At 64.2% G+C, this 22,696-nt stretch carries 19 protein-coding genes and 1 pseudogene; 12 read left to right on the top strand and 8 right to left on the bottom strand.

Annotated features, from left to right (window positions below; genetic code table 11):
• The first annotated feature begins 9 nt into the window (after positions 1 to 9).
• The 3 genes from AC4BCN_RS10710 to AC4BCN_RS10700 all read left to right on the top strand — a co-directional run bounded on the left by AC4BCN_RS10710 (position 10) and on the right by AC4BCN_RS10700 (position 3,740).
• Positions 10 to 555, top strand: a complete 546-nt coding sequence (locus AC4BCN_RS10710) for an RBBP9/YdeN family alpha/beta hydrolase (protein ID WP_490493266.1) — start codon at positions 10 to 12, stop codon at positions 553 to 555.
• A 102-nt stretch (positions 556 to 657) separates the two neighbouring features.
• Positions 658 to 2,712, top strand: a complete 2,055-nt coding sequence (locus AC4BCN_RS10705; protein ID WP_490493265.1) for a toxin-antitoxin system YwqK family antitoxin — start codon at positions 658 to 660, stop codon at positions 2,710 to 2,712.
• Between the two features lie 2 nt (positions 2,713 to 2,714).
• Entirely contained in the window at positions 2,715 to 3,740 is a 1,026-nt protein-coding gene (locus tag AC4BCN_RS10700) for a leucine-rich repeat domain-containing protein (RefSeq protein ID WP_490493264.1), read from the top strand.
• A gap of 1 nt (position 3,741) precedes the next feature.
• Here AC4BCN_RS10700 and AC4BCN_RS10695 read toward each other — a convergent pair whose 3' ends face one another.
• Positions 3,742 to 4,779, bottom strand: coding sequence for a hypothetical protein (locus tag AC4BCN_RS10695; protein ID WP_490493263.1), 1,038 nt, complete (start codon positions 4,777 to 4,779; stop codon positions 3,742 to 3,744).
• 134 nt (positions 4,780 to 4,913) lie between these two features.
• Here AC4BCN_RS10695 and AC4BCN_RS10690 point away from each other — a divergent pair, with 134 nt between their 5' ends.
• Positions 4,914 to 5,645: an alpha/beta fold hydrolase gene (locus AC4BCN_RS10690; protein WP_139092564.1), complete on the top strand. Its 732-nt coding sequence runs from the start codon at positions 4,914 to 4,916 to the stop codon at positions 5,643 to 5,645.
• On the opposite strand, the gene AC4BCN_RS10685 is transcribed toward AC4BCN_RS10690, so the two are convergent.
• On the bottom strand, positions 5,622 to 5,987 hold the full coding sequence (locus AC4BCN_RS10685) for a hypothetical protein (protein WP_139092565.1): 366 nt from the start codon (positions 5,985 to 5,987) through the stop codon (positions 5,622 to 5,624). The genes AC4BCN_RS10690 and AC4BCN_RS10685 overlap by 24 nt on opposite strands.
• A 165-nt stretch (positions 5,988 to 6,152) precedes the next feature.
• On the opposite strand from AC4BCN_RS10685, the pseudogene AC4BCN_RS10680 reads away from it, so the two are divergent.
• The 4 genes and pseudogenes from AC4BCN_RS10680 to AC4BCN_RS10665 all read left to right on the top strand — a co-directional run.
• Positions 6,153 to 7,247: pseudogene (locus AC4BCN_RS10680) on the top strand (alkene reductase); the annotation flags it as partial.
• Positions 7,248 to 7,268: 21 nt separating this feature from the next.
• Positions 7,269 to 7,814, top strand: coding sequence for an OsmC family protein (locus AC4BCN_RS10675; RefSeq protein WP_490493592.1), 546 nt, complete (start codon positions 7,269 to 7,271; stop codon positions 7,812 to 7,814).
• Positions 7,815 to 7,877: 63 nt separating this feature from the next.
• Complete coding sequence (locus AC4BCN_RS10670; RefSeq protein ID WP_139092567.1) at positions 7,878 to 8,210, top strand: carboxymuconolactone decarboxylase family protein; 333 nt, start codon at positions 7,878 to 7,880, stop codon at positions 8,208 to 8,210.
• Positions 8,211 to 8,271: 61 nt separating this feature from the next.
• A complete protein-coding gene (locus AC4BCN_RS10665) occupies positions 8,272 to 8,973 on the top strand; it encodes a DsbA family oxidoreductase (RefSeq protein ID WP_490493262.1) in 702 nt (233 codons plus the stop codon).
• Here the strand turns inward: AC4BCN_RS10665 and AC4BCN_RS10660 are convergent.
• On the bottom strand, positions 8,970 to 9,599 hold the full coding sequence (locus tag AC4BCN_RS10660) for a TetR/AcrR family transcriptional regulator (RefSeq protein ID WP_490493261.1): 630 nt from the start codon (positions 9,597 to 9,599) through the stop codon (positions 8,970 to 8,972). The two genes, AC4BCN_RS10665 and AC4BCN_RS10660, sit on opposite strands and share 4 nt — an antisense overlap.
• A gap of 80 nt (positions 9,600 to 9,679) precedes the next feature.
• On the opposite strand from AC4BCN_RS10660, the gene AC4BCN_RS10655 reads away from it, so the two are divergent.
• Positions 9,680 to 10,096, top strand: a complete 417-nt coding sequence (locus tag AC4BCN_RS10655) for a hypothetical protein (RefSeq protein ID WP_490493260.1) — start codon at positions 9,680 to 9,682, stop codon at positions 10,094 to 10,096.
• Positions 10,097 to 10,111: 15 nt separating this feature from the next.
• On the opposite strand, the gene AC4BCN_RS10650 is transcribed toward AC4BCN_RS10655, so the two are convergent.
• The 3 genes from AC4BCN_RS10650 to AC4BCN_RS10640 form a co-directional block, all read right to left on the bottom strand.
• Positions 10,112 to 10,675 carry a TetR/AcrR family transcriptional regulator gene (locus AC4BCN_RS10650; RefSeq protein WP_456149132.1) on the bottom strand — a complete coding sequence of 188 codons (564 nt, stop codon included), beginning with the start codon at positions 10,673 to 10,675 and terminating at the stop codon, positions 10,112 to 10,114.
• A gap of 208 nt (positions 10,676 to 10,883) precedes the next feature.
• A complete protein-coding gene (gene htpG / locus AC4BCN_RS10645) occupies positions 10,884 to 12,803 on the bottom strand; it encodes a molecular chaperone HtpG (protein ID WP_490493259.1) in 1,920 nt (639 codons plus the stop codon).
• 89 nt (positions 12,804 to 12,892) lie between these two features.
• Positions 12,893 to 14,326, bottom strand: a complete 1,434-nt coding sequence (locus AC4BCN_RS10640) for an aminotransferase-like domain-containing protein (RefSeq protein WP_490493258.1) — start codon at positions 14,324 to 14,326, stop codon at positions 12,893 to 12,895.
• 137 nt (positions 14,327 to 14,463) lie between these two features.
• Between AC4BCN_RS10640 and AC4BCN_RS10635 the strand changes: the two genes are divergently transcribed.
• The 3 genes from AC4BCN_RS10635 to AC4BCN_RS10625 all read left to right on the top strand — a co-directional run bounded on the left by AC4BCN_RS10635 (position 14,464) and on the right by AC4BCN_RS10625 (position 18,393).
• Positions 14,464 to 15,375 carry a DMT family transporter gene (locus tag AC4BCN_RS10635; RefSeq protein ID WP_490493257.1) on the top strand — a complete coding sequence of 304 codons (912 nt, stop codon included), beginning with the start codon at positions 14,464 to 14,466 and terminating at the stop codon, positions 15,373 to 15,375.
• Positions 15,376 to 15,551: 176 nt separating this feature from the next.
• Positions 15,552 to 16,745, top strand: a complete 1,194-nt coding sequence (locus AC4BCN_RS10630; RefSeq protein WP_490493256.1) for an aminotransferase-like domain-containing protein — start codon at positions 15,552 to 15,554, stop codon at positions 16,743 to 16,745.
• A gap of 289 nt (positions 16,746 to 17,034) precedes the next feature.
• Positions 17,035 to 18,393 carry a diguanylate cyclase domain-containing protein gene (locus tag AC4BCN_RS10625; RefSeq protein ID WP_490493255.1) on the top strand — a complete coding sequence of 453 codons (1,359 nt, stop codon included), beginning with the start codon at positions 17,035 to 17,037 and terminating at the stop codon, positions 18,391 to 18,393.
• 202 nt (positions 18,394 to 18,595) lie between these two features.
• Here AC4BCN_RS10625 and AC4BCN_RS10620 read toward each other — a convergent pair whose 3' ends face one another.
• Together AC4BCN_RS10620 and AC4BCN_RS10615 are read right to left on the bottom strand one after the other, a co-directional pair.
• On the bottom strand, positions 18,596 to 20,869 hold the full coding sequence (locus tag AC4BCN_RS10620) for a TonB-dependent hemoglobin/transferrin/lactoferrin family receptor (RefSeq protein ID WP_490493254.1): 2,274 nt from the start codon (positions 20,867 to 20,869) through the stop codon (positions 18,596 to 18,598).
• A 249-nt stretch (positions 20,870 to 21,118) separates the two neighbouring features.
• A complete protein-coding gene (locus AC4BCN_RS10615; protein ID WP_490493253.1) occupies positions 21,119 to 22,696 on the bottom strand; it encodes an FGGY-family carbohydrate kinase in 1,578 nt (525 codons plus the stop codon).

Genomic DNA, 22,696 nt, shown 5'->3' with positions numbered 1-22,696 from the left:
GGAGCATTGATGTCGCCTCTCGTCCTGACCCTGGCCGGCCTGTGGAATTCCGGGCCGCAGCACTGGCAAACCCATTGGGAAGCGCGCCACCCGCAATGGTCGCGCGTGCCGCACGGGGAATGGCAGACGCCGGACAAGGATGAATGGGTGGCGGAGCTCGACCGTGCCATCGCCGGCTGCGAGCGCCCGCCCGTGCTGGCAGCGCACAGCCTGGCCTGCACGCTGGTGGCCCATTGGGCGGCCAGCGGCTCGCCGCACAAGATCGCCGGTGCCTTCCTCGTCGCCCCCAGCGATGTGGAAGCGCCCTCCTACCCGTCCGGCACGACGGGCTTTGCGCCGATGCCGCTGCAAGCCTTGCCGTTTCCCAGCCTGGTGGTCGCCAGCGGCGATGATCCCTACGTCAGCTTCGCGCGGGCACGCGCGTTTGCCGCCGCCTGGGGCAGCGATTTCACCATGATCGGCGACGCCGGCCATATCAACGGCGACGCCGGCTACGGCCCGTGGCCGGACGGTGAGCAGCTGCTGCTGGACTTCTGCGCCGCGCACCAGCCCTGAACCAGGGCGCGCACACGATAGACGCGCGCCCATTTGCCCACAAGTAAGAACGCAGGCAGAATCGTGGCCTTTCCATTGCGGCGCCCCGGCGCCAGTATCACGATGAAACGTCTGCTTCTGCCCTTGCTGCTTTGCTCCGCCTTCGCCCACGGCGCGCCCTTCTACGAAGGCAAGACCCTCGCCCATCCCGCCATCACCGCCTCGCAGGACAGCGGCTTCGACATCGCCTTTCTCAAGGAAAAAGAAGGCGTCAACGGCTATTACTGCGAGTGCAAGGGCAGCAATTCAAAGCCCATTTTGCTCGACCAGTTCGGCAACGCCGTCATCCGTTCCGTCTTCTACGCCTCGCTGGACAAGGGATCGGACGACAGCGTGCAAACCATGCTGGTGCTGTTCCGGCAGGACGGCAAGAACGGCTTGCGCGCCTACCGCTACCACCGCAGTTCCGGCAAGTACCGGCGCCTCGACGGCTTGCAGCCGGCCCTGAACCGCATCGTGGCGCAAAGCGCCGCTCCCAACGCGGGCCAGGTCAAGGCGGCGCTGGCCAAGCTGGCGCCGATGGACTACAGCGTCGCGCGCGGCAAGAGCGGCAATGCGGACTTCGACGCCATCGACCATACGCAGGGCACCGTCGTCGGCTACTACAGCGACGAGGGCAAGCCCGTGGAGGCTGGCAGCCAGGAAGCCATCATCTACAAGAAAACCTTCGAGAAGAAAGGCGACCGTTTTCTTACCGCCAGCTACACCCTGTACAGCGATGCGGGCGCCGGCATCCTGCGCAATTACCGCCTGTGGCAAGTGACGTGGGAAACGGCGCCGAAGCAGTTCACGGGCAGCCAGGAAGGCCCTTCCGTCATCTACAGCCTGGCCTGGGACGACGGCTCGGTGGTCGAGCGGGGCCAGTACGCGAAAGGCAAGCGCCAGGGCCTTTGGGTGCGCGAAGGCATGCACGAAGGCAGCGAAAAAGGCCATTTCGTCGACGGCCTGCAGGAAGGCATGTGGTACTTCAATTACCCAAAACAGAGCGAGAGCGGCATGTACCGGGCCGGCAAGCGCGAAGGCCGCTGGACGGTCGTCAACTATGCCGATGCGGAGGAAGTGACGGGCTTCGACACCTACGCGGGCGGCCAGCTGAACGGCCCGCACGAACGCAGCATGGGCGGCAAGCTGCAAACGCGCGGCAACTACGTGAACGGCTCGCGCCATGGCGCGTGGATCACGGAAGACGGCGACGGCAGCTTCATCGAAGACTTGCGCGACGGTCCGTGGAAACTCAAGCTCAAGGACAAGGCCACGCAAAGCGTCACTTTCGTGCAAGGCAAAAAACAGGGTGAAGCGATCGACATGGATGCGCAAGGCGCGCTGCGCCTGCGCGACCATTACCAGGCCGGCGTGCTCGAAGGCAGCCGCACGCGCTATCTGGGCCCGGCCGGCAAGGAATACGTGGTCTACACGGCCACCTACCGCAACGGCCAGCTCGATGGGCGTGAACAGGCATTCGACGACAGCGGCAAGATCCTGCGCCTCGATACCTTGTGGGAGATGGGCAAGAAGCAGGGCCTGGACGCGCGCTACTACCCGAACGGCAAGCCGGAGCGGCTGGCCGTCATCGACCAGGGCCGCCTGCTCACGCACCTGCGCGAATACTATGAAGACGGCCAGCTGCTCAACGACATCCACCGCTGCACCTTCAAGGAATACGGCAGCACGCGCGACGACGTGTGCGAGTACCACCATATGTACTACCCGGACGGCAAGCCGCAGTATTACTACGCCTTCCAGTACGGCCAGCGCCAGGAAGGCTATTCGAACTACCCGAACGGCAAGCGCAAGGATGAACTGCTGGTCGACCGCGCCGCCGACACCTCGGTCTTGAACGTCTATTACGAAAGCGGCCAGCTCAAATGCACGGAGCCGCGCAGCGGCCACAGCACGCGCACGGTCAACGGCGAGACCATGATCAGCTATGCTTCGTCCGACCGCGACGGCGACAATATCTGCTACCACCCGAATGGCAAGGTGGCCAGCATCTACACCTTCCGCAAGCGCGTGCTCGTGGAATGCGGCAAGCGCTACGACGACACGGGCAAGCAGACGTTTCCGGGGCCGGAAGGCTGCCCTCCTCCCAGGAAAGTGGACTACCCGATAGGACTATGACCATGACGCAAGCAACACAGCCGCTACGCATCCAAAATCCCGAACGCATCGACGCCAGGGCGATCCGCGCCGCCATCGCGGGCGGCCAGCAGGTACTGGTGCAGTTCGATACCCTGGGCGAGCCGGAGCCGCTGCTGGCCGACCTCGACGCCCTGGCCGCCACCTGCGGCACGGCGCTGACCATCCGCATCTACGGTTACGACCCGAGGGTGTTCGACGCCCGCATCCTGCGCGCGCTGCCGCATGTGGCCAGCCTGTCCATCGACTGCCACTGGCAAGCCATCCATCTGGAAACCCTGGGCGAGCTGCGCCACCTGAAGCGCCTGAGCCTGGGCGTGTACAAGCTGGCGCAGGCCGACATCCTGCAGCTCGATAATTTGCGCGGCCTCGAATACCTGAACCTGGGCGAGTCGGCCAAAAACAATATCGACCTGGCGCCGCTGCGCCACTACACGCAGCTGGCCAGCCTGGTCATCGAGGGCCACGACCAGCATATCGACACTGTGGCCGGCCTGCCGGCGCTGCACGAGCTGTCGCTGTACCGCATCAAGAACAAGGTGCCATTGGATTTCATCTCGGAGATGGCCCGCCTGGACCGGCTGCTGTTGCAGCTGGGCGGGCGCGAGTCGCTCGCGCGCATCGAGGCGCCCCTGTTGCGGAAACTGGAAGTGGTACGCGTGCGCGGCCTGGAAACCCTTGGCGACATCGGCCGCTTCCCGCTGCTGCAGGCGCTATGGGTGGAAGACCAGATCAAGCTGCGGCAGATCGCGCTGGGCCCCAATCCCGTGCTTGAACGCCTGCATCTGCACACCTGCAAGACGCTCGAGAGCCTGCCCGGCCTCGCCGCCCTGCCCGCCCTGCGCCAGCTGTCGGCATCCGAGACGATGCTCGACATCGACGCCCTGCTGGCGCATGGCTTGCCCGCGTCCCTCACGCATGCGCGCCTGCGCACAGGCAAAAAAACCCGCGACGACGCCATCGCCGCGCAGCTGGCACAACTGGGCTACGAGCAGCCAGGCCCTTGCTAGATCAGCGGCTGGCGGCCAGCTTGCGCTGCCACAAGGCCACGTCGATCATGACGCCATCGGCGCCCGTGTTGCGGATGTAGACGCGGTAGCTGCCCTGCCCCATGTTGCCATCGAGGTAGGCCGTGCGCTCGTTGCGCTGCAGCCTGGCGCCCTTGGCCAGCTGGCGATAGCGCTCGACCACCGTGTCGAAACTGGCATAGCTGCGCAGCGCCACTTCCAGGTCGCGCGGCGGGCGGCCTTCCGCATGGTCGAGCACATTGTTCTGTTTCTTGCCCTTGAGCGTGAGCGGATAGGCAAACACGCCGGCGCCGGCCGACGTCAGCACCGTCGATTTATCGAGCAGCAGCGGCAGCAGCGCTGGCGGATACGCGGGCGGCAGCTGGGCGCGGTTCCAGCCCGGCAGGGCCGGCTGCGCCAGCACATATTCGACCGTGGCGATCTTTTGCCCATCGGCGCCCGCTTCCTTGTCGCCCGCGATCAGCGCCAGCATGGGCGGCAATTGCCGGGCCCAGGCCAGCAAGGGCGCCGCATCGCCGACCAGCATGCCCTTGCGGTGGAACACGGTCAGCACCGCATTCGGATCGGGATTGCAGACTTTCGCCAGCGGCTGGCCCTCCAGGCGGCAATGCCCATTGACCAGGCCAAAGGCGATGATGGTGCCGCGCTTGTCGAGCAGCATGGCACCGCGTTCGCGGCCCTGCTTGCGGTCATTCATCGACGCCAGCAACTGGCGGCCGTCGGCCAGCACGGTGCGCGTGGCGTCGCGCTTTTCGCTGATCGCTTCGAGCGCCTGCGCCAGCAGCAGTTCATCGTCCTCCGTGTAGCTGCCGCGCGCGTAACCGAAGAAATCGAACAGGGCCGCGCGCACTTGCGGGTCTTCGCTCAGGCGCGGCAAGGCACCGCCGGCCAGCAAGGACGACAGGCTTTTCCCGGCCGGCGCAGAGGGCGCCGCCGTGGCGCGGGCGGGCTGGGAAAGGATGCAGGCCGCTGCCAGCAAGGCGCCGCCCAGGGTGCGGTAATTCGAAAAAATGATATGCATGATTCTGTCTGTCGGGGATTTGGCCGCTCTTGCGGCCACGCATGGCGCGCCGGCGATTCTAGCATGGCGCCAGCCCCCATGCCGTGCGGCTGGCGGACGGCGCGTGCGCCGGCGCGGCTGTTATGATGGCCGCAATGACGATCTCTCCTCCCGCTTCGACACTGCTTGTCCTCCTGCCCGGCATGGATGGCACGGCCAGCCTGTTCCACCATTTCGACGCCGCCTTGCGCGCGCACAGCGCCATCGATACCTTGGCCATCGCCTATCCGGCCGCGCCACTCGACTATGCGGCGCTGGAAGCATTCGTGCGCGAGCGCTTGCCGCGGGACCGCCCTTTCGTCGTGCTGGCCGAATCGTTTTCGGGACCGCTGGGGGCGGCTTTGCGCGCCGATCCGCCGCCCGGCATGCGCGCCCTGGTCCTGTGCTGTTCGTTCGTGCGCAATCCGCGCCCGGTGCTGGCGCCGCTGCGCCACCTGCTGGGCCTCGTGCCCTTCGGCACGATGCCCGGCTTCGCCCTGCGCCAGGCGCTGCTGGCGCCCTTCTCCACGCCGCAGTTGCAGAATGAACTGGCCGCGGCGCTGGCGCAAGTGCCGCCGGCAACGCTGCGCCAGCGCCTGCGCGCCGTACTGGAAACGGACGCCACGCGCAGCTTCGCGCGCGGCAGTCTGCCCGTGCTGTATCTGCGCGCCCGCCACGACCGCCTGGTGCCGCCCGCGAACGCCGTGCAGATACTGCGGCAGGCAGCGGGCGCGCAACTGGTCGACATCGCCGCGCCGCACATGCTGCTGCAGGCCGCGCCGGAAGCGGCCGCCATCGCCGTCGCCGCTTTTATTACGGGCCTGTCAGCCGCGCAGATATCGGCTTAAACGCGCGCTGGCCAGCACGGCCAGCCAGCTCAAGCCGCCCGCCAGCACGCTGAAGTAGATCGCCCGCAGCGGATGCTGGGGCAGCAGATACGCGAGCACGGCCGCGCCCAGCAAGCCGCACAACGCAGGCTTCCACCAGCCAGGCGGCAGCAGCGCCAGCAGCAGATTCGTGCCCGCGTACACGTAAAACACCAGCAGCAGGGCCAGGCCGCCGGCCACCCCGCGCGAGCCCAGGCTGCCGAACAGCTGCGTGTACAGGTAAAACCCCAGCCAGCTCAACACAATAAACAACAGGCAGCCCAGCGCGTGCGCGCCCAGGCCCGCCATCAGGCGCGTCTTCATGGCCATCATCCGTATCGTCCCGTGCAAAGCCGCATCATAGCGATTTTGCCGGCAATGCGATCGGTTGACTTGCCTACCTACTAGATGGTAGACTTATTTCGAACCCGGTATTTAACCCGGCAATCCTTCCGCGCCACGGCGCATTCGACCTTTGCGAGGCATCACATGCATCAACTGTTCACCCCTTATGACCTGTCCGGCATTTCCCTGGCCAACCGCGTCGTCATGGCGCCGATGACGCGCACGCGCACGCTCGAAAACAATCCCGATGCGCTCACCGCGCTGTATTACGCCCAGCGCGCCTCGGCCGGCCTGATCGTCACCGAAGGCTTGCCCGTCTCCGATGAAGGCCGCGGCTATTTGTACACGCCCGGCATCTACAGCAGCACGCAGGGCCAGGGCTGGCGCCAGGTCACCGATGCCGTGCATGCCAAGGGCGGCAAGATCTTCGCCCAGCTGTGGCATGTGGGCCGCATGTCGCACGTATCGATCCAGCCTGGCAACGCGGCGCCCGTCGGCCCCAGCGACGTGGCGGCGGAAAACACCACCGTCTACGCCTGGATCGAACCGGGCAAGGCGGGACCGGTGCTGCCCAGCGTGCCGCGCGCGCTGAGCGTCGACGAGATCGCCCGCGTCACCGCCGACTTCGTGCATGCGGCAAAAGTCGCTATCGACGCTGGCTTTGACGGGATCGAGATCATGGCGGCCAACGGCTTCCTGTTCGACCAGTTCCTCAGCAGCGCCGTCAATACGCGCACCGACCAGTACGGCGGCAGCATCGCCAACCGCCAGCGCTTTTTGCTCGAGACCATAGACGCCCTGTCGGCCGCCATCGGCAGCGGCAAGGTCGGCGTGCGCATCTCCCCATTCGGCCGCCTGTACGACATGCGCGCCTATGCCGATGAAGCGCAAGTGTGGAGCAGCGTGGCGCAGGCACTCGATACGAGGCAGCTGGCCTATGTGCACCTGAACTACCAGCCGACCATCACGGCGGCGGAAGTGCCAGCCGGCTTTGGCGCGCAATTCCGCCAGGACTATCACGGCACCCTGATCGGCGCGGGCGGCTTCACGCAGGAACTCGCGCGCAGCGAGCTGGAAAAAGGCGACCTCGACCTGATCGCCTTCGGCATGCCATTCATCTCCAACCCGGATCTGGTGGAGCGCATGCAAAACAACTGGCCGCTGGCCGACAGCGACCGTTCGACCTATTACGGCGCCAGCGGCGCCCCGTCCCACGGTTATACGGACTATCCCGCATATGGCGCGGCGCCTGCCAGCAATATGCTCAATGGCATCAACGTGGCGGCATTGCAGCAATTCGCGCAGGGCGTGGCAGGGCATCCCGACAAGGGCGAGGCGCGTTTCAACGTCAAGACCCGCTGGCAGCACCAGACGCGCAGCGTGGCCACTGTCAGCCACTATGTTCTGGGTGGTGAAAAGCATGCGCGCCATTTCGAGATCGCCTCGGACGAACCGCATGAATTGCTGGGCCAAAACACGGCGCCCAATCCGCAAGAACTGCTGATGGCCGCCCTCAACGCCTGCCTGTCAGTCGGTTACGCAGCCAATGCGGCGGCCATGGGCATCACCGTGCACAGCCTGGAAATCGAAACGGACGGCAAGCTGGACCTGCGCGGCTTCCTCGGCCTGGACGAGAACGTCAATCCCGGCTACGACGAAGTCAGCTACGTGGTGCGGCTGCGCACGGATGCCTCGCGCGAGCGCGTCGAGGCGCTGCACCAGGCCGTCACCAAAACGTCGGTCAACCTGGCCAATTTCTCGAAGGCCATCCGCATGCTGCCCACCCTGGAAGTAATCGAGGCCTGATACCCATCCCGGGAATCATCTAGCCACCAACCCGCGCGCAAGCGCCTACATAGCGAGGAAATCATGGAAGACTGGAAACAAGCTCGGCAAGACATCAACACACGTGCGTTGCAATTGAACGCACTGACGCCCGACACCATGAAAGGCATCGCCGCACTGGGTGGCGCCGGCGACAAGACCAACCATCTCGATGCGAAAACGCGGGAACTGATCTCGCTGGCAGTGGCCGTCACCACGCGCTGCGACGGCTGCATCGCCTTCCACGCTGCCGCCGCCAAGAAACTGGGCGTGACCGTGGAAGAAATTGGCGAGGCGCTCGGCGTGGCGATCAACCTCAATGCCGGCGCCGCCGTTGTGTACAGCACCCACGTGCTGGACGCGTTCGACAAGGCTTGATACTGCCGCATCAGCCGGCCTGGCATGCGTGCACGCCGGGCCGGCCACTCAAGGAGCAACCATGAAAAACAACACACAAGCGCTGGTCGTCGACATCTGGTCCGATTTCGTCTGCCCCTGGTGCTGGATCGCCAAGCGCCGCTTCGAGAAGGCCCTTGCCGCTTTCGAACACAGGGACGCCGTGCAGGTCAGGCTGCGCGCCTACCGCATCGCACCGGGACATCAAGCGGAACCGATCAAGGCAGCCTTGCTGAAAAAATTTCGCGATCCGATGGCCGCCGAGGGCATGCTGTATTCGGTGCAGTCGCATGGAACGGCCGAAGGCCTGGACTACCGCTTCGACACCATGCTGTTTGGCGACACCATGGACGCGCACATGCTCGTCAAGGCCGTCAACGACGAGGCTTTGCAACAGCGCCTGGTCGAAGTGCTGTATGCGCAGAGTATTTCGCACGGAAAATCGCTGTTCGACCGCGATTCCCTCGCCCTGCTCGCGGCGCAGGCGGGCATGCCTGCCGAGGCGGTGCAGCGCGCGTGGTCGACACCGCAATTGCGCCAGCAGGTGCAGGACGATGAGCGCAGCGCCTCGCGCATCGCTTCCGGCGTGCCGCTGTTCGTTTTCGGCAATGGAGCGCACATTTCTGGCGCACAGCCGCCAGAAGTTTTCAGGCAGGCGCTGGAGAACCTCCATGCCAGATCCCGGGAGAACCTGGCCGCATCGGCCGGGGAAATGTGTGGCCTGGACGGCTGCATCCTGCCCTAAGCGCTGGCGGCAGCTTCCCTGGCAAGTCCCGCCGTGTCCAGATAGCCGTGGACCGCGCGTCCCAGGCGCCGCGCAAGCGACGCCATATCCGTTTCTCCCCGCAACGCCGCGGCGTCGATGATGCCGCGGCACAGCGCAATCACGTCAACGGCGGCCATATCAGGATCGGTGACGCCATGACGCGCCAGCAGCCCCGCAAGCTGGCCCGATAGCGCCTGCCGCAAGGCTTCGTCCTCACGCTGCAACGATGGCGACGACGGCGCCGATTCCAGCGCGAGGGCAAGCGCGGGCCGCCTGAACTGGTGCGCCAGGCCGGCCATGACACCTTGCTCTATCGCGAACGGCAATTCACCCTCCAGCGCCATGGCCAGACCCACGTCGTGCAGCAGCACTGCGCGTTCACGGCGTACCAGTTCGGCCAGCAGCGCCTCTTTCGACGGGAAGTACTGGTACAGGGAGCCGATGCTGACGCCGGACAGCTCGGCAACGTGATTCGTCGTCAACGCGGCCCAGCCCCGCACCTCAATAATGCGAGCAGCCGCCTCCACCATCGCCGCGACGGTGGCAGCCGATCTGGCCTGGGATGGCCGCTTGCGGGGTTCCGCATGCGCTGCAGTTTTTGCCATGAATGCGAGTAGCGGAAGTGGGTAGTAAAACTTATTCTAAACGTTCCACAAACAACCGTCCTTGCCGATACGAGAACGCCATGCACACCTATACATTCCTGCTGATACTGCACGTTGTCGCCGCCATCGCCTTCATCGGCCCGATGATGCTGACGCCGCGCCTGCTGAACCTGATGCGCGAGCCTGCCGGCCGCGAGACCTTGCATAAGCTCCATCAGCAGATCGCCGTCGCAGGCTGGATACTGCTTGCCGGCGGGCTGGTCCTGTTATACGAGCAAGAATGGGCCTGGCTGCACATGGGCTGGATGCGGCTGTCCCTCGCGCTTTTTATCGGCGCGCAAGCCATCGACCATTTCTGGGCGGACAAGGTGGAAGAAGAAGTGGAACAGGGATACGCGCAGGCGGGCGCCAGGCTGAAAACCTGGCTGTGCCTCAAGCTGGCCGTGTTTGTAAGCATCTGCGCGCTCATGATCGCCAAACCCGCCCTGTTTGCCTGAGCGGGCTGGCCGCCGCTAGGCCAGGTTGTCGAGCATGTAATGGAAAGCGGCCAGCGGATCGGTCGAAGGCCCCAGGGCCCAGCCGATAAAACTGGCGCCCTCCAATGCGCTGAGCAGCATGAAGGCATAGTCACGCGGCGGCTTCTGCAAGGTCCAGCCGTGCAGCTGCGCCGCCTGCACGAGATTGCTTTCCATCCAGTCCAGCTGCTGCGCCATCAGTTGCCTACCCAGGGCCTGCAGCGATTCGGGCAGCGCCGCCATTTCGGCCGCGAGCGCGCCGCACAGCGGCAGCAAATGATCGTTGGCGCTGGCCAGGAACAGTCCGCCGAACTCGCGCAGGCGTTCGACCGGATCGGCATGCGCCGCATCGATCGCCTGCAGCTTTTCCGTAAACACGTCGATATATTGCGTGATCAAGGCCACGCCGAGGTTTTCCTTGGTGGGGAAATGGTGGTGGATACTGGCCTTGCGTATGCCGATTTCTTCCGACAAATCGGCATAACTGAAAGCGGCGTAGCCTTTTGAACGCAGGTGGATCTCTGCGCTTTTCAAAAGGGCGTCGCGGGTACTCACTGACATGACAGGCTCCTGCACCAACGGCCATGCCGGCCATTGACGGATTAAATTCAACAAGGGGCAATTATGCCTGAAGTCGCCGCAGCCAGGGCTTGAGGCATGCGCATGAAAAAAGCCGGCCCTTTCGCGAGGAAAGGACCGGCCTGGATGCATCAGCCGCCGTGTCGGATTACACTTGCGCTAATCCGACCTACGTACCACGGCAAAGGAATTACTTCGCCGAATTGAGCAGCAATTCGTTGAGGCGCTTGACGAAACTGGCCGGGTCGGCCAGCGAGCCGCCTTCGGCCAGCATGGCCTGGTCGAACAGGATGTTGGCCCAGTCGCCGAACTTGCCGCCTTCCGCATCTTCATATTTCAGACGCGTCACCAGCGGGTGGTTCGGGTTGATTTCCAAAATCGGCTTCGATTCCGGCGCGTTCTGGCCTGCAGCCTTCAACATGCGCAGCAGGTTGCCCGACAATTCGTTTTCATCGGCCACCAGGCAGGCTGGCGAATCGGTCAGGCGGAACGTGACGCGCACGTCCTTGGCCTTGTCGGCCAGCACGGTCTTCATCTTGCCAACCAGGTCGGCGTACGAGGTTTCCGTTTCTTCGTGCTCTTTCTTTTCCGCTTCGTCTTCCAGCGCGCCCAGGTCCAGGCCACCCTTGGCGACGGAGACCAGTTCCTTGCCTTCGAAGTCCTGGATAAACGACAGCATCCATTCATCGACACGGTCCGTCAGCAGCAGCACTTCGACGCCCTTCTTGCGGAAGATTTCCAGGTGCGGGCTGTTTTTCGCTGCGGCGTAATTGTCGGCCGTGACGTAATAGATCTTGTCCTGGCCTTCCTTCATGCGGGCCACGTAGTCGGCGAACGACGTGATTTGCTCGTCGCTGTCGTTGGCGGTCGACGCAAAGCGCAGCAACTTGGCCAGGCGTTCCTTGTTGGCCGCGTCTTCGCCGATGCCTTCTTTCAGCACCTGGCCGAATTCTTTCCAGAAGACGGCGTATTTGTCCTTCTTGTCCTGCTCGTCCGCGTTCGCCAGTTCTTCCAGCATGCCCAGCACGCGCTTGGTCGAGCCTTCGCGGATGACCTTGACGTCGCGCGACTCCTGCAGGATTTCACGCGACACGTTCAGCGGCAGGTCGGCCGAGTCGATCACCCCGCGCACGAAGCGCAGGTAGGTCGGCATCAGCTGCTCGGCATCGTCCATGATGAAGACGCGCTTGACGTACAGCTTAATGCCGCCGCGCTTGTTGCGGTCCCACATGTCGAACGGCGCCTTGGCCGGGATATACAGCAGCTGCGTGTATTCGCTGCGGCCTTCCACGCGGTTATGCGTGTGCGTGAGCGGCGACTGGAAATCGTGCGACACGTGCTTGTAGAATTCGTCGTACTGTTCCGGCGTGATGTCGGCCTTGTTGCGGGCCCACAGGGCGCTGGCCTGGTTGACGGTTTCGAATTCGTCTTTCAGGACGGTTTCTTTTTTCTCGTCGTCCCACTCTTCTTTCTGCATCACGATCGGCAGCGAGATATGGTCCGAGTACTTGCGGATGATGGACTTGATCTTCCAGCTCGACAGCAGTTCGTCCTCGCCTTCGCGCAGGTGCAGGATGATGTCCGTGCCACGGCCCGTTTTTTCGATGGTCTCGATGCTGTAATCGCCTTCGCCGGCCGATTCCCAGCGCACGCCTTCGGAGGCGTCCGCGCCGGCGCGGCGCGTTTCGACGGTGATCTTGTCGGCGACGATAAAGCCCGAATAGAAGCCCACGCCGAACTGGCCGATCAGAGCCGCATCCTGCTGCTGGTCGCCCGACAGCTTGCCGAAGAATTCCTTGGTGCCCGACTTGGCGATGGTGCCCAGGTGCGAGATCGCCTCGTCACGGGTCATGCCGATGCCGTTGTCGGAAATGGTGATGGTGCGCGCATCCTTGTCGAAGCTGACCTTGATCTTCAATTCGTGATCGTTGCCATACAGGGCGTCGTTATCGATCGCTTCAAAGCGCAATTTGTCGGCCGCGTCGGACGCGTTCGAGATCAATTCACGCAGGAAGATTTCCTTGTTCGAGTACAGGGAATGGATCATCAGGTGCAGCATTTGCTTCACTTCGGTCTGAAAACCCAGGGTTTGCTTTTCGGAGACAGCCATTTTTACCTCATAGTCTTGTGGATGGGACGGATTCTACGGAGTTGGGGATGGTACTAGCGATTTCAAGAGCACCCGGAAAATGTGCTGTGTTAGCCCAGCGCGCGGGCGAAAAACGCCCACACCCGCTCGTCCTGCACCGTGGCCAGGTTCAGGCGCATGCGGGTCGACGGCAGCTGGCGCGGCGAGAACAGGCTGCCCGGCGCCAGCACCAGCCCCTCGGCCAGCGCCTTTTCGGCCAATACATTCGCGTCGCAGCCCGCATCGGCCCATACGAACATGCCGGCCGGCGCGGGATCGAAGCGCAAGCCCGCCTGTTCGACCTTGCGGTACGTGCCCTCGCGCACCTTGTCGAGCCGCGCGCGCAGGCGCTCCGCATGCTTGCGGTACAGCCCCTGCGAGAGGATTTTATACACGACGCGCTCGCCGATGTCGCTGGTGGTCAGGGTCGCCAGCATCTTGCGGTCGGCCAGGCGCTGCGCCCGCTCATTTGATGTGGCGATGAAGCCCACGCGCAGGTTCGCCGCCATGCTCTTGGAAAAGCCGCCCAGATAAATCACGCGGCGCAGCTGGTCCAGCGCGGCCAGACGCGTGGCCGGCTGCACCGCGCCACCCGGGTGCATGTCGCAATAAATGTCATCTTCGACGATGAGGAAATCGTGCTGTTCTGCCAGGCGCAGCACCTGGAACGCCTTCGCCGCCGACAGCGACGTCGAGCTGGGATTGTGCAGCACCGAGTTGATCACGTACAGCTTCGGACGGTGCAGGGCCGCCAGCTCGGCCAGCACGGCGATATCGGGACCGTCGCCAAGGCGCGGGATGCCGATGACATTCACGCCCATGGCGGCAAAGGCGCCGAACATCAGCCAGTACGCAGGATCGTCGACGAAGATGGTGTCGCCAGGGCGGGCAAACTCGCGCGCCACGAGGTCCAGCGCCTGCATCACGCCCACCGTGGTGACGATCTGCTCGGGCGGGCAGGCGATTTCCAGCCCCGCCAGCTTCAGCTGCAATTGCTGGCGCAGCGGCAAGAAACCCTGCGGCATGCCATAGCCCAGCAGCAAACTGCCGGGCTGGCGGCTGACGTCGCGCAAGGCGCGCGCCACGAGGTCGCCATCGAGCCACTCGGCGGGCAGCATGCCGATGCCGGGCGCGGGAATGGCCGGCGTCTGGCGGAACATGTTACGGATCAGCCACACGACGTCCATTGGCTGCGCCACTGCTTCCTGCGCGCCAGCGGGTGGCGCCGGCGTGTTCAATGGCGAGCGCTCGCGCACGAAAAAGCCCGCGCCGCGCCGCGATTCCAGGTAGCCGCGCGCCACCAGCTTGTCGTAGCTGGCCACCACCGTGGCGCACGACACGTCCAGGCTGGCCGCGCACTGGCGGATCGACGGCATGCGGGCGCCGCCGCGCAGCAGCTTGTCATCGATGCGCGCCGCCAGCGAGCGCGCGATCTGGTCGATCAGGGTTTCGCCCGAGGCGCGCGACAACAATGGCAGGGACGGAGAGGCGAGTGTATTGCTCATATGACCATTACAGTATGTGGAGTTATGCGTGAAAGTGTATTTGTACTGTATTGCTATTGCGCTCTAGGATAGCAGTACCGGGCGCATTCATCCACATCTGCCCGCCTTTATTCCACACCACCCGCACCAGGACAGCCATGCCATCGCACGCCACACCTTCCCCCAGCCACTCCCTGCGCCTCAGCGCCGACCGCAAAGGCCTGCTGCTGGGCTTGATCGCCGTCGCCCTCTTCAGCCTGACCCTGCCCTTTACGCGGCTGGCCGTGGCCGAACTCGATCCCACCTTTGTCGCCCTGGGCCGCGCCTTGGTTGCCGCCTGCCTGGCCGGCCTGTGGCTGTGGCAGCAGAGCGCGCCGCTGCCGCGCCGCGAACAATGGCTGCCGCTGGCCCTGGTGTCGCTGGGCTGCGTGGTGGGTTTCCCGTGGCTGACGTCGGTCGCCATGCGCAGCCTGCCCGCCTCGCACGGCGCCGTGCTGGTGGGCATTTTGCCGCTGGCCACCGCCGTATTTGCCGTACTGCGCGGCAAGGAACGCCCTTCCCCGGGATTCTGGCTGATGGCCCTGCTCGGCACGGCGCTGGTGGTGGCGTTCGCATTGCGCCAGGGCGGCGGCAGCTTCCACCTGGCCGACTGGCTGATCTTTGCCGCCGTGCTGCTGGCCGCACTCGGCTATGCGGAAGGTGGACGCCTGGCGCAAGCCATGCCGGGCCAGCATGTGATTTGCTGGGCGCTGCTGCTGGCCGTGCCTTTTGTCTTGCCCGTGGTCCTGTGGAACGCGTGGCCACAGCGCGCGCTGATGGCGCAGGCCAGCGGCGCGGCCTGGCTGGGTTTTGCCTACATCTCCGTGTTTTCCATGTTTATCGCCTTCTTTTTCTGGTACCGGGGCATGGCGCTGGGGGGCGTGGCGCGCGTGGGACAGACGCAGCTGCTGCAGCCCTTCCTGACCCTGGTGGGCGCGGCCGTGCTGTTGCACGAGCCATTGACGGGCGAAAGCCTGCTGTTTGCCGGCGCCGTGATCGCCGTGGTGGCCATCGGACGCAAGCTGAAGTGAGGTTCCTTGACGCCCATTTGCAACGCCGTTGCGCGTGCGGATGGGCACAGCGGCGTGCAAGCCGTACAATACCGCAGCACCATGGCGACGCCTATCCGGCGCCGCTTGCGAACGCACCGCCACAAGCGGGCCAACAAATCCAGCCGGCGCAGCTCGGCATCTTCCGTGAGACTCGTATGAAAATTGAAAATCCGAATCCGATCCAATGGCGCTTTGCCGAACGCGCGGAACAGCTGCAAAGCTCGTTCATCCGCGAAATCCTGAAGATCACGCAGCGTCCCGAGATCATCTCGTTTGCCGGCGGCCTGCCCTCGCCCGCCACCTTCCCTGTGGAAGAAATGAAGACCGCCTTCGACAAGGTCCTGTCGAACAATGGCAAGGTGGCCCTGCAATACGGCCCCACCGACGGCTACCTGCCGCTGCGCCAGTGGATCGCCGACTCGCTCTCCAGTAATGGCAGCACCATCCTGCCCGAGCAAGTGCTGATGACGTCCGGCTCGCAGCAGGCGCTGGACTTGCTGGGCAAGGTCCTGATCGACGAAGGCAGCAAGGTCCTGGTGGAAACCCCCAGCTACCTGGGCGCCCTGCAGGCGTTTTCCATCTACCGTCCCGAATTCGTTTCCGTCGATACCGATGACGAAGGCCTGGTGCCGGCGTCGATCAACCCCGTCGCCGATGGCGCGCGCCTGTTGTATGCGCTGCCGAACTTCCAGAACCCGACGGGCCGCAGCCTGTCCGTGGCGCGCCGCGTGGAACTGGTGGAAACCTGCGCCCGCCACGGCCTGCCGCTGATCGAGGATGATCCGTACGGCGCCCTCAGCTACAGCGGCGAGCCGTATCCGAAGATGATCAACATGAACCCGGACGGCGTCATCTACATGGGCTCGTTCTCGAAGGTGCTCACGCCCGGCATCCGCCTCGGCTACGTGGTGGCGCCGATGCCGCTCGTGCGCCGTCTGGAACTGGCCAAGCAGGCGGCCGACCTGCACACGTCGCAGCTGACGCAGATGGTCGTGCATGAAGTGATCAAGGATGGATTCCTGGACCGGCATATTCCCAGCATCCGCAGCCTGTATGGCAACCAGTGCCAGGCCATGCTGTCGGCGCTGGAAGAACACTTCCCGGCCGGCGTCACGTGGACGAAGCCGGAAGGCGGCATGTTCATCTGGGTCACCCTGCCGAAACACATCGATGCAATGAAACTGCTCGATGAAGCCATCGCCAACAAGGTCGCCTTCGTGCCGGGCGCGCCGTTTTACGCGAACACGCCGGACACGCACACCCTGCGCCTGTCGTTCGTGACGGTGCCGCCGGAACGCATCCGCGAGGGCATCGCCATCCTGGGCAAACTGATCGCCGCAAAAATGTAATTGCACTCTCCACGCCCCGCCTGACGCGGGGCGTGCCCCCCGCTGCCCCGCACCAGGGGCACGCGTCTTTTCCGCCTAAAAACCGCTTTCATGATAGTAATTGCGTGTATTTATTTTTAAAAATATCATAAAAATAATATTTTCATTGCTCGTGCAACATCGATTTTTTCACCCAAAAAAATGGCGAGGCGGTATGATTTGACCGCTGTATCAGATTTGAACCCGGTCAGCATCACCGAATATGCAGCAAACGCAGGCAGCGCAGAGTACATCGAGAAGGCCGGAAGCAATGAGTCCAGGCAGTGTGGAGCATTCCCAGCGGCATGAAGCCGCCATTTTGATTGTCGACGATGCGCCGGCCAACCTTGAGCTGCTGCGCAAGCTGATGAGCGAACAGGGTTATCAAACCTATGTCGCCACGTCCGGCGAGCGGGCGCTGGCGATCGCCCAACGCGCCCAGCCCGACCTGATCCTGCTCGACGTGCTGATGCCGGACATGGACGGCATCGAAACGTGCCGCCGCCTCAAGCAGCATCCGCTGACGCAGCGCATCCCCGTCATCTTCATGAGCGCCAAGACGGAAACGGAAGATGTGGTGGCCGGTCTCGACTGCGGCGCCGTCGACTACATCAGCAAGCCGCTGCGCATGGCCGAAGTGTGCGCGCGCGTGCGCGCCCAGCTGAAAATCCGCAGCAACAATGAAACCCAGCAGGAGCAGGCCGAGCGCCTGCGTACCATCGTCAACAACATGGCCGAGGGCTTGCTGATCATCGAGGCCGATGGCCGCATCCAGTACACCAACCCGGCCTGCGACCAGTACCTGGGCTACCGCGAAAACGAACTGGCCGGGCGCTTCATCGGCGAGCTGCTCAGCCCCCTCGTAACGCAGGAATACCTCGATTACTTCGCCATGCACGCGGCCAATCCGGAAAAAGCGCACAACCACGGCACGCGCGAAGTGGCGATCCGCCACCGCAACGGCGCGGCGTTGAGCATGGACCTGACCCTCACGCCCATGTATCTGCGCCAGCCCCTGTATATCGGCCTGCTGCACGACATCACGCACCACAAGCAGTCGGAAGACGCGCTGCAGCGCGCCGCCTATCTCGACCCGCTGACGCAGATCGCCAACCGCCGGCATTTCGACAGTTTCCTGGAAAAAGAGTGGCAGCGCGCCGTGCGCGGCGGCGGTGCCCTGTCGCTGGTGGTGCTCGACGTCGACCACTTCAAGCTGTACAACGACAGCCTGGGCCACCCGGCCGGCGACATCTGCCTGCAGCAGGTGGCGCAAGCGATCGCCGCCCACGCCAGCCGCCCCGGCGACCTGGCGGCCCGCTACGGCGGCGAGGAATTCGTCTTGCTGTTCGCCGACACGGACGCCGACAGCGCCCTGCACCTGGCCGAAGCCATCCGCGCCGGCATCGAAGCGCTGCAACTGCCGCACCCGCGCTCAAGCACTTCCCCATGGATCACCGTCAGCATCGGCGTGGCCACCATCCGCCCGCACCAGCTGGACGACCGCGAAGCCCTGTTCGTCGCCGCCGACCGCGCCCTGTACGTGGCCAAGGAAGCGGGCCGCAACCAGGTCCGCGCCACGCACTCGGGCAGCACGGCCTGGGAAACGGTCAAGGCGTTGGTGTTACGTTGACGTTTGAAATCTAACTGAACATGCAGCGAACAAAGAGTAGGCCCAAGTCACAAAAAAAGGCACTCCGGGCCAAGCGAGCCTGAAAAATGTCGAGGGCAAGGCGCAGCGACGCAGACAGTACGAAAGTACGGCAAGGAAGCTGCAACGCCGCCATCGGCATTTTCTCAGGCCCGCGTCTCCGGCCCGCCATCCTTAAAACTGATCAAAACTTACGCGACACGCTCAATTTCGCATTCCTCCCCACGCCGGTAACGGCTTCGCTCAAATAGGGCATGTAATTGCGGTTGAAGACATTATCAACCGTCAGCCGCACTTCCGTGCCGCGCCACGCGCCCTGCTTGCCATTCCACGACGCGAACAGAGTATGCAACGCATAGCCTTTCGATGGCGGCAGGCGGTACACATTCCCCACCGGCAAGACGCGCTCCTGCTTCGCCACGAAGCGGCCCTGCCAGCCGATGCTGGCGCCCAGGTCGGGCATGCGCCAGCCCAGGCCCGCCATCAATTTATCGGGCGCGATGGTCGACACAGGTTCGTCCTGGCCCCACGGGTCGCGCTGGGAACCGGTGCGCGTGCCGCGCTGCTTCGACAGCGAAGCGCTGGCAAACAGGCGCGGCGAATTGTAGTAAGACTCGACCTCCACGCCCTGCGTGCGGAAACCGGCCAGGTTGCGATAGGACGACAGGGCCGGCGGCACCTTGCCCGATCCCGGCACATAGCCTTCGATCAGGATGCCAAGGCGCGGGCCGATATTGTCGCTGACGCGGTTCTGGTACGCCGTCAGGCGCAGCTGCACGTCGTCGCGTTCCATGAACACGTTCTGCCGGTGCAGCATGACGCCTGTGCGCACGGCCGTCACGCGCTCGACGGCCAGGTCGCGGCTGGTACCCGGCGTCGATGAACCCTGTCTGGCCGATACATAGTATTCATTCGAATACATCTCGTCGATCGTTGGCGCGCGCCAGGTGCGGCTCAAGTCGCCGAACAACGCCAGCTGGCTGGACGCCTTCCAGAACAGGCCCAGGCGCGGCGACCAGTCTTCGTGCGCCTTTTCGCTGAAGTCGTGGCCAGCCGCCGCCAGCGTGCTGTTGTAGCGCGATGCCTTGTTCGGCACGCCCTCGGAAACGACTCTGTCGTGGCGCAGGGCCGCCGTCACCGTCACGTCGCCATACGTCATCGCATCCTGCAGATACAGGCCCGTGGTTTCCTGGCGCCCGGCCGGCATGTAGTAGGGCTGGAAGTAGCCATAGTTGTAGCTGGGGTCCTTCAACGCCGTCGACGACGGGTAGTACATCAAGGTGTCGCGCACGTTCTTGTGCCATTGCAGTCCCGTCAGCAGCACGTGCGACACGGCGCCCGTGCTAAACAGGCTTTCGTTGCGCACCTCGGCGATGCGGTCCACATACGAAGCCCAGCTTTCATTGCCCAGTGACCCCAGGTAGGAACCGAGCGACGCGGAGGGCAAACGCTTGTCATGCTGGTCCGTGTGCGAATAGCCGGCGCTGGCCGTCAGCTTGATCCATCGGTTGTTCTGCGGCGCGTACTGCCACTTCACGGAATAGGTATCGTCATCCTGGTCGCGGTACACGGCCTTGCGCTGCCAAGCTTCTTCCAGTCCGTATTTTTTGATTTCCGCCTCGGTCGGCGTTGGCACGTCCTCGCCCATGGCGGCGAACGGGCCCCAGCCCGAACTGCCGCTCTTCATCGCCGTCAGGGTCAAGAGCTGCTCCGGCGTCAGCCGGATATTCAGCTTGGCCAGGCTCGATGGCGCGTCGATGGCGGAAAAGCGGAAGGGCTTGCCATCGGGTTTGCGCAAGTCGTCGGACTTGCGCTGCGTGGTAAAGGCCATCGCATCGAAACGGCCGTCTTCCGTGCGGCCGTAAACGGCCACGGTGGCGTCGTTTTCCCCATTGTTCGAGTGACGCGAGTACTTCAGCATGGCGCCCGCTTTCTCGCCGTCTTCCAGCAAGTCCTGCGCATCCTTGGTCTCGACCGTGATGACGCCGCCGAAACCGCCATTGCCATACAAGCTCGTATGCGCGCCCTTGTTCACTTCGATCTGCTTGATCAGTTCCGGCTCGATGAAGATGGAACCCTGGCGGTATTTCTCGAAGCCCTTGGGCACGCCATCAAGGATGACTTTCACGTCCTGCACTTTATTGAAGCCCCAGATATTGAGGCTCTGGCCGCTGGGACGGGCCGTGCCGGCCAGGTCCACGCCGGGCAAGGTATCGAGCAGGGACGCGACATTGTCGGCCTGCTGGCGTTCGATGTCGGCGCTGTTGATGTACGAGCGTCCAGCCGTGCCGGCGCTGATGGCGTCGCCGAACACGCTGATGGCGGGCATCTGCACGGCGTCGGCCTTCTCGGTCTTGTCGGCCATCGCCGCCGCCCACGCGTGGCCGTGCGCGCCGCCCAATGCCAGCGCCAGCGCGGCGGCCAGCGGGGTCAATCGTTGTTTGCTGCTGCTCTTCATCGCTATCCTTGCCTGGGTTTGCTTGCTGCTCGATGCTTGTGGAATGAAAAAATGCAGGGGCAGAGGACAGCGGTGCACGATCAAGCGGCGGCGTTGAAGGAAGCGTTGCGGCGGAACTCTGCCCGCGCGGACACGCCGCCGGCGCATGGCCGGCGGCGCACTGCAGTCACCGGGATAAGTTGCCTTAGTGAAATGCGGAACACATCATATACTGGATGCGAATGATTCGCAATACGATTTAATGGCCAGCTATTCCGGATAGCCGGTGATGTCAGCGATCTCGCGGTACAGGGGTTGCAGCCGCGCATACATCTTCTGGTACACGCGCCGGTACAGCTGCTCGTAGATCTTGCGGTGCTCGGGATGGGGCTGGAATACCTTGCCCTTGCGCGTCATCGCCAGCACGGCGGCGGGGAAATCCCCATGCCAGCCCAGGCCCACGCCGGCGGCGATGGCCGCGCCCAGGCCCGAACTTTCATACACGTGGGCGCGCGCGGCCGGCAAGCCGAAGATGTCGGCCGTCAACTGCATGGCGGCGTCGCTTTGCGAGCCGCCGCCCGCGATGCGCAGCTCGGTGATGGCAATGCCGCTGCGCCGCTCGATGCGCTCCTTGCCTTCACGCAGCGCATACGCGAGGCCTTCGAGGATGGCGCGGTAGATATGCGCGCGCGTATGCACGTCGCCAAAGCCGATCATGGCGCCCTTCGCTTCCGGCCCCGGCACCTTGATGCCGGGACTCCAGTACGGCTGCAGCATCAGCCCCATGGAGCCGGGCGGCACGGCGTCGACCAGGCGGTCGAACAGCGCTTCGGCGGACAAGCCCGTGCCATCTTCGGCCGCCGCCGCCCGTTCGCGGTCGCCGAACTGCTCCTTGAACCAGTTGACCATCCAGTAGCCGCGGAAAATCTGCACTTCCGTGCTGTAGGCGCCCGGCATGGCGGCCGGATACGGCGGAATGAAGCGCGTCACTTCCACGTACTTGCGGTTGGTCGTATTGATGGTGGCCGTGGTGCCGTAACTCAGACAGGCTACGTGCGGTTCGACGCAGCCGGCACCCAGCACTTCGCAGGCCTTGTCGGCGGCCGCCGCCAGCAAGGGCGTGCCTTCCAGGATGCCCGTCGCCGCGGCGGCCGATGCCGTGATGGCGCCCATGCGCGTGCCCGGCGTCACCAGCTCGGGCAGCATGGAGGCTTGAATCGCCAGCGCCTGCCACTTCCAGTCGAAGCGCCCGGCCCACGCATGGCGCTTGTAGTCGAACGGGATGTACGCCACTTGCGAGCCCGTCGAATCGATGTATTTTCCGCAGAGGCGGTGGTTCAGAAAGCCCGACAGCAGCAGGAATTTGTGCGTGCGGCGCCAGATGTCGGGCTGGTGCGCGCTGATCCAGTTGATCTCGGCCTCACGGCGGAAGTAGTTAATCGTGCCATCGAGGCGCGTGGCGCGGAAGGCGGCGCGCCACCATGGCGCCAACTGGGGGATATCGCGCGTGCTGCGCTGGTCCAGCCAGGTGATGGCAGGCCGCAAGGGCTGCCCCCCTTCATCCACGTTGACGACCGTGCCGCGCTGCGTCGTCACGGCCACGCCGGCTACCGACGATTTGGCTATGTCCGTGCCGCGCCACAGCTGCTGGCACGCTGCGCACACGGCGTGCCAGTAGCCGTTGGCGTCATGCTCGGCCCAGCCGGGGTGCTCCGAGTAATACGCTTCGAGGAACACTTGCGCCTTCGCCGCCAGATTGCCATCGCGGTCGAACAGCAGCGCGCGCACGCTTTGCGTGCCATTGTCGATGGCGAGAATGTACGGCCCGGGGCCGGCTGCGGTCGCCAT

The sequence above is a fragment of the Janthinobacterium sp. Bl 1 genome (assembly GCF_058215535.1).
Note: the sequence above shows the minus strand (reverse complement) of the source record. Positions and strands in the feature narration are given on the sequence as shown.

What these genes read in the sequence shown, in the direction of transcription:
- AC4BCN_RS10620 (WP_490493254.1), bottom strand. Translation starts at nt 20,869, where the DNA reads ATGAAGAGCAGCAGCAAACAACGATTGACCCCGCTGGCCGCCGCGCTG.
- AC4BCN_RS10635 (WP_490493257.1), top strand. Translation starts at nt 14,464, where the DNA reads ATGCCATCGCACGCCACACCTTCCCCCAGCCACTCCCTGCGCCTCAGC.
- AC4BCN_RS10695 (WP_490493263.1), bottom strand. Translation starts at nt 4,779, where the DNA reads ATGCATATCATTTTTTCGAATTACCGCACCCTGGGCGGCGCCTTGCTG.
- htpG (WP_490493259.1), bottom strand. Translation starts at nt 12,803, where the DNA reads ATGGCTGTCTCCGAAAAGCAAACCCTGGGTTTTCAGACCGAAGTGAAG.
- AC4BCN_RS10675 (WP_490493592.1), top strand. Translation starts at nt 7,269, where the DNA reads ATGCTCAATGGCATCAACGTGGCGGCATTGCAGCAATTCGCGCAGGGC.
- AC4BCN_RS10615 (WP_490493253.1), bottom strand. Translation starts at nt 22,696, where the DNA reads ATGGCGACCGCAGCCGGCCCCGGGCCGTACATTCTCGCCATCGACAAT.
- AC4BCN_RS10710 (WP_490493266.1), top strand. Translation starts at nt 10, where the DNA reads ATGTCGCCTCTCGTCCTGACCCTGGCCGGCCTGTGGAATTCCGGGCCG.
- AC4BCN_RS10690 (WP_139092564.1), top strand. Translation starts at nt 4,914, where the DNA reads ATGACGATCTCTCCTCCCGCTTCGACACTGCTTGTCCTCCTGCCCGGC.
- AC4BCN_RS10660 (WP_490493261.1), bottom strand. Translation starts at nt 9,599, where the DNA reads ATGGCAAAAACTGCAGCGCATGCGGAACCCCGCAAGCGGCCATCCCAG.
- AC4BCN_RS10640 (WP_490493258.1), bottom strand. Translation starts at nt 14,326, where the DNA reads ATGAGCAATACACTCGCCTCTCCGTCCCTGCCATTGTTGTCGCGCGCC.
- AC4BCN_RS10650 (WP_456149132.1), bottom strand. Translation starts at nt 10,675, where the DNA reads ATGTCAGTGAGTACCCGCGACGCCCTTTTGAAAAGCGCAGAGATCCAC.
- AC4BCN_RS10665 (WP_490493262.1), top strand. Translation starts at nt 8,272, where the DNA reads ATGAAAAACAACACACAAGCGCTGGTCGTCGACATCTGGTCCGATTTC.
- AC4BCN_RS10685 (WP_139092565.1), bottom strand. Translation starts at nt 5,987, where the DNA reads ATGAAGACGCGCCTGATGGCGGGCCTGGGCGCGCACGCGCTGGGCTGC.
- AC4BCN_RS10700 (WP_490493264.1), top strand. Translation starts at nt 2,715, where the DNA reads ATGACGCAAGCAACACAGCCGCTACGCATCCAAAATCCCGAACGCATC.
- AC4BCN_RS10655 (WP_490493260.1), top strand. Translation starts at nt 9,680, where the DNA reads ATGCACACCTATACATTCCTGCTGATACTGCACGTTGTCGCCGCCATC.
- AC4BCN_RS10625 (WP_490493255.1), top strand. Translation starts at nt 17,035, where the DNA reads ATGAGTCCAGGCAGTGTGGAGCATTCCCAGCGGCATGAAGCCGCCATT.
- AC4BCN_RS10705 (WP_490493265.1), top strand. Translation starts at nt 658, where the DNA reads ATGAAACGTCTGCTTCTGCCCTTGCTGCTTTGCTCCGCCTTCGCCCAC.
- AC4BCN_RS10670 (WP_139092567.1), top strand. Translation starts at nt 7,878, where the DNA reads ATGGAAGACTGGAAACAAGCTCGGCAAGACATCAACACACGTGCGTTG.
- AC4BCN_RS10630 (WP_490493256.1), top strand. Translation starts at nt 15,552, where the DNA reads ATGAAAATTGAAAATCCGAATCCGATCCAATGGCGCTTTGCCGAACGC.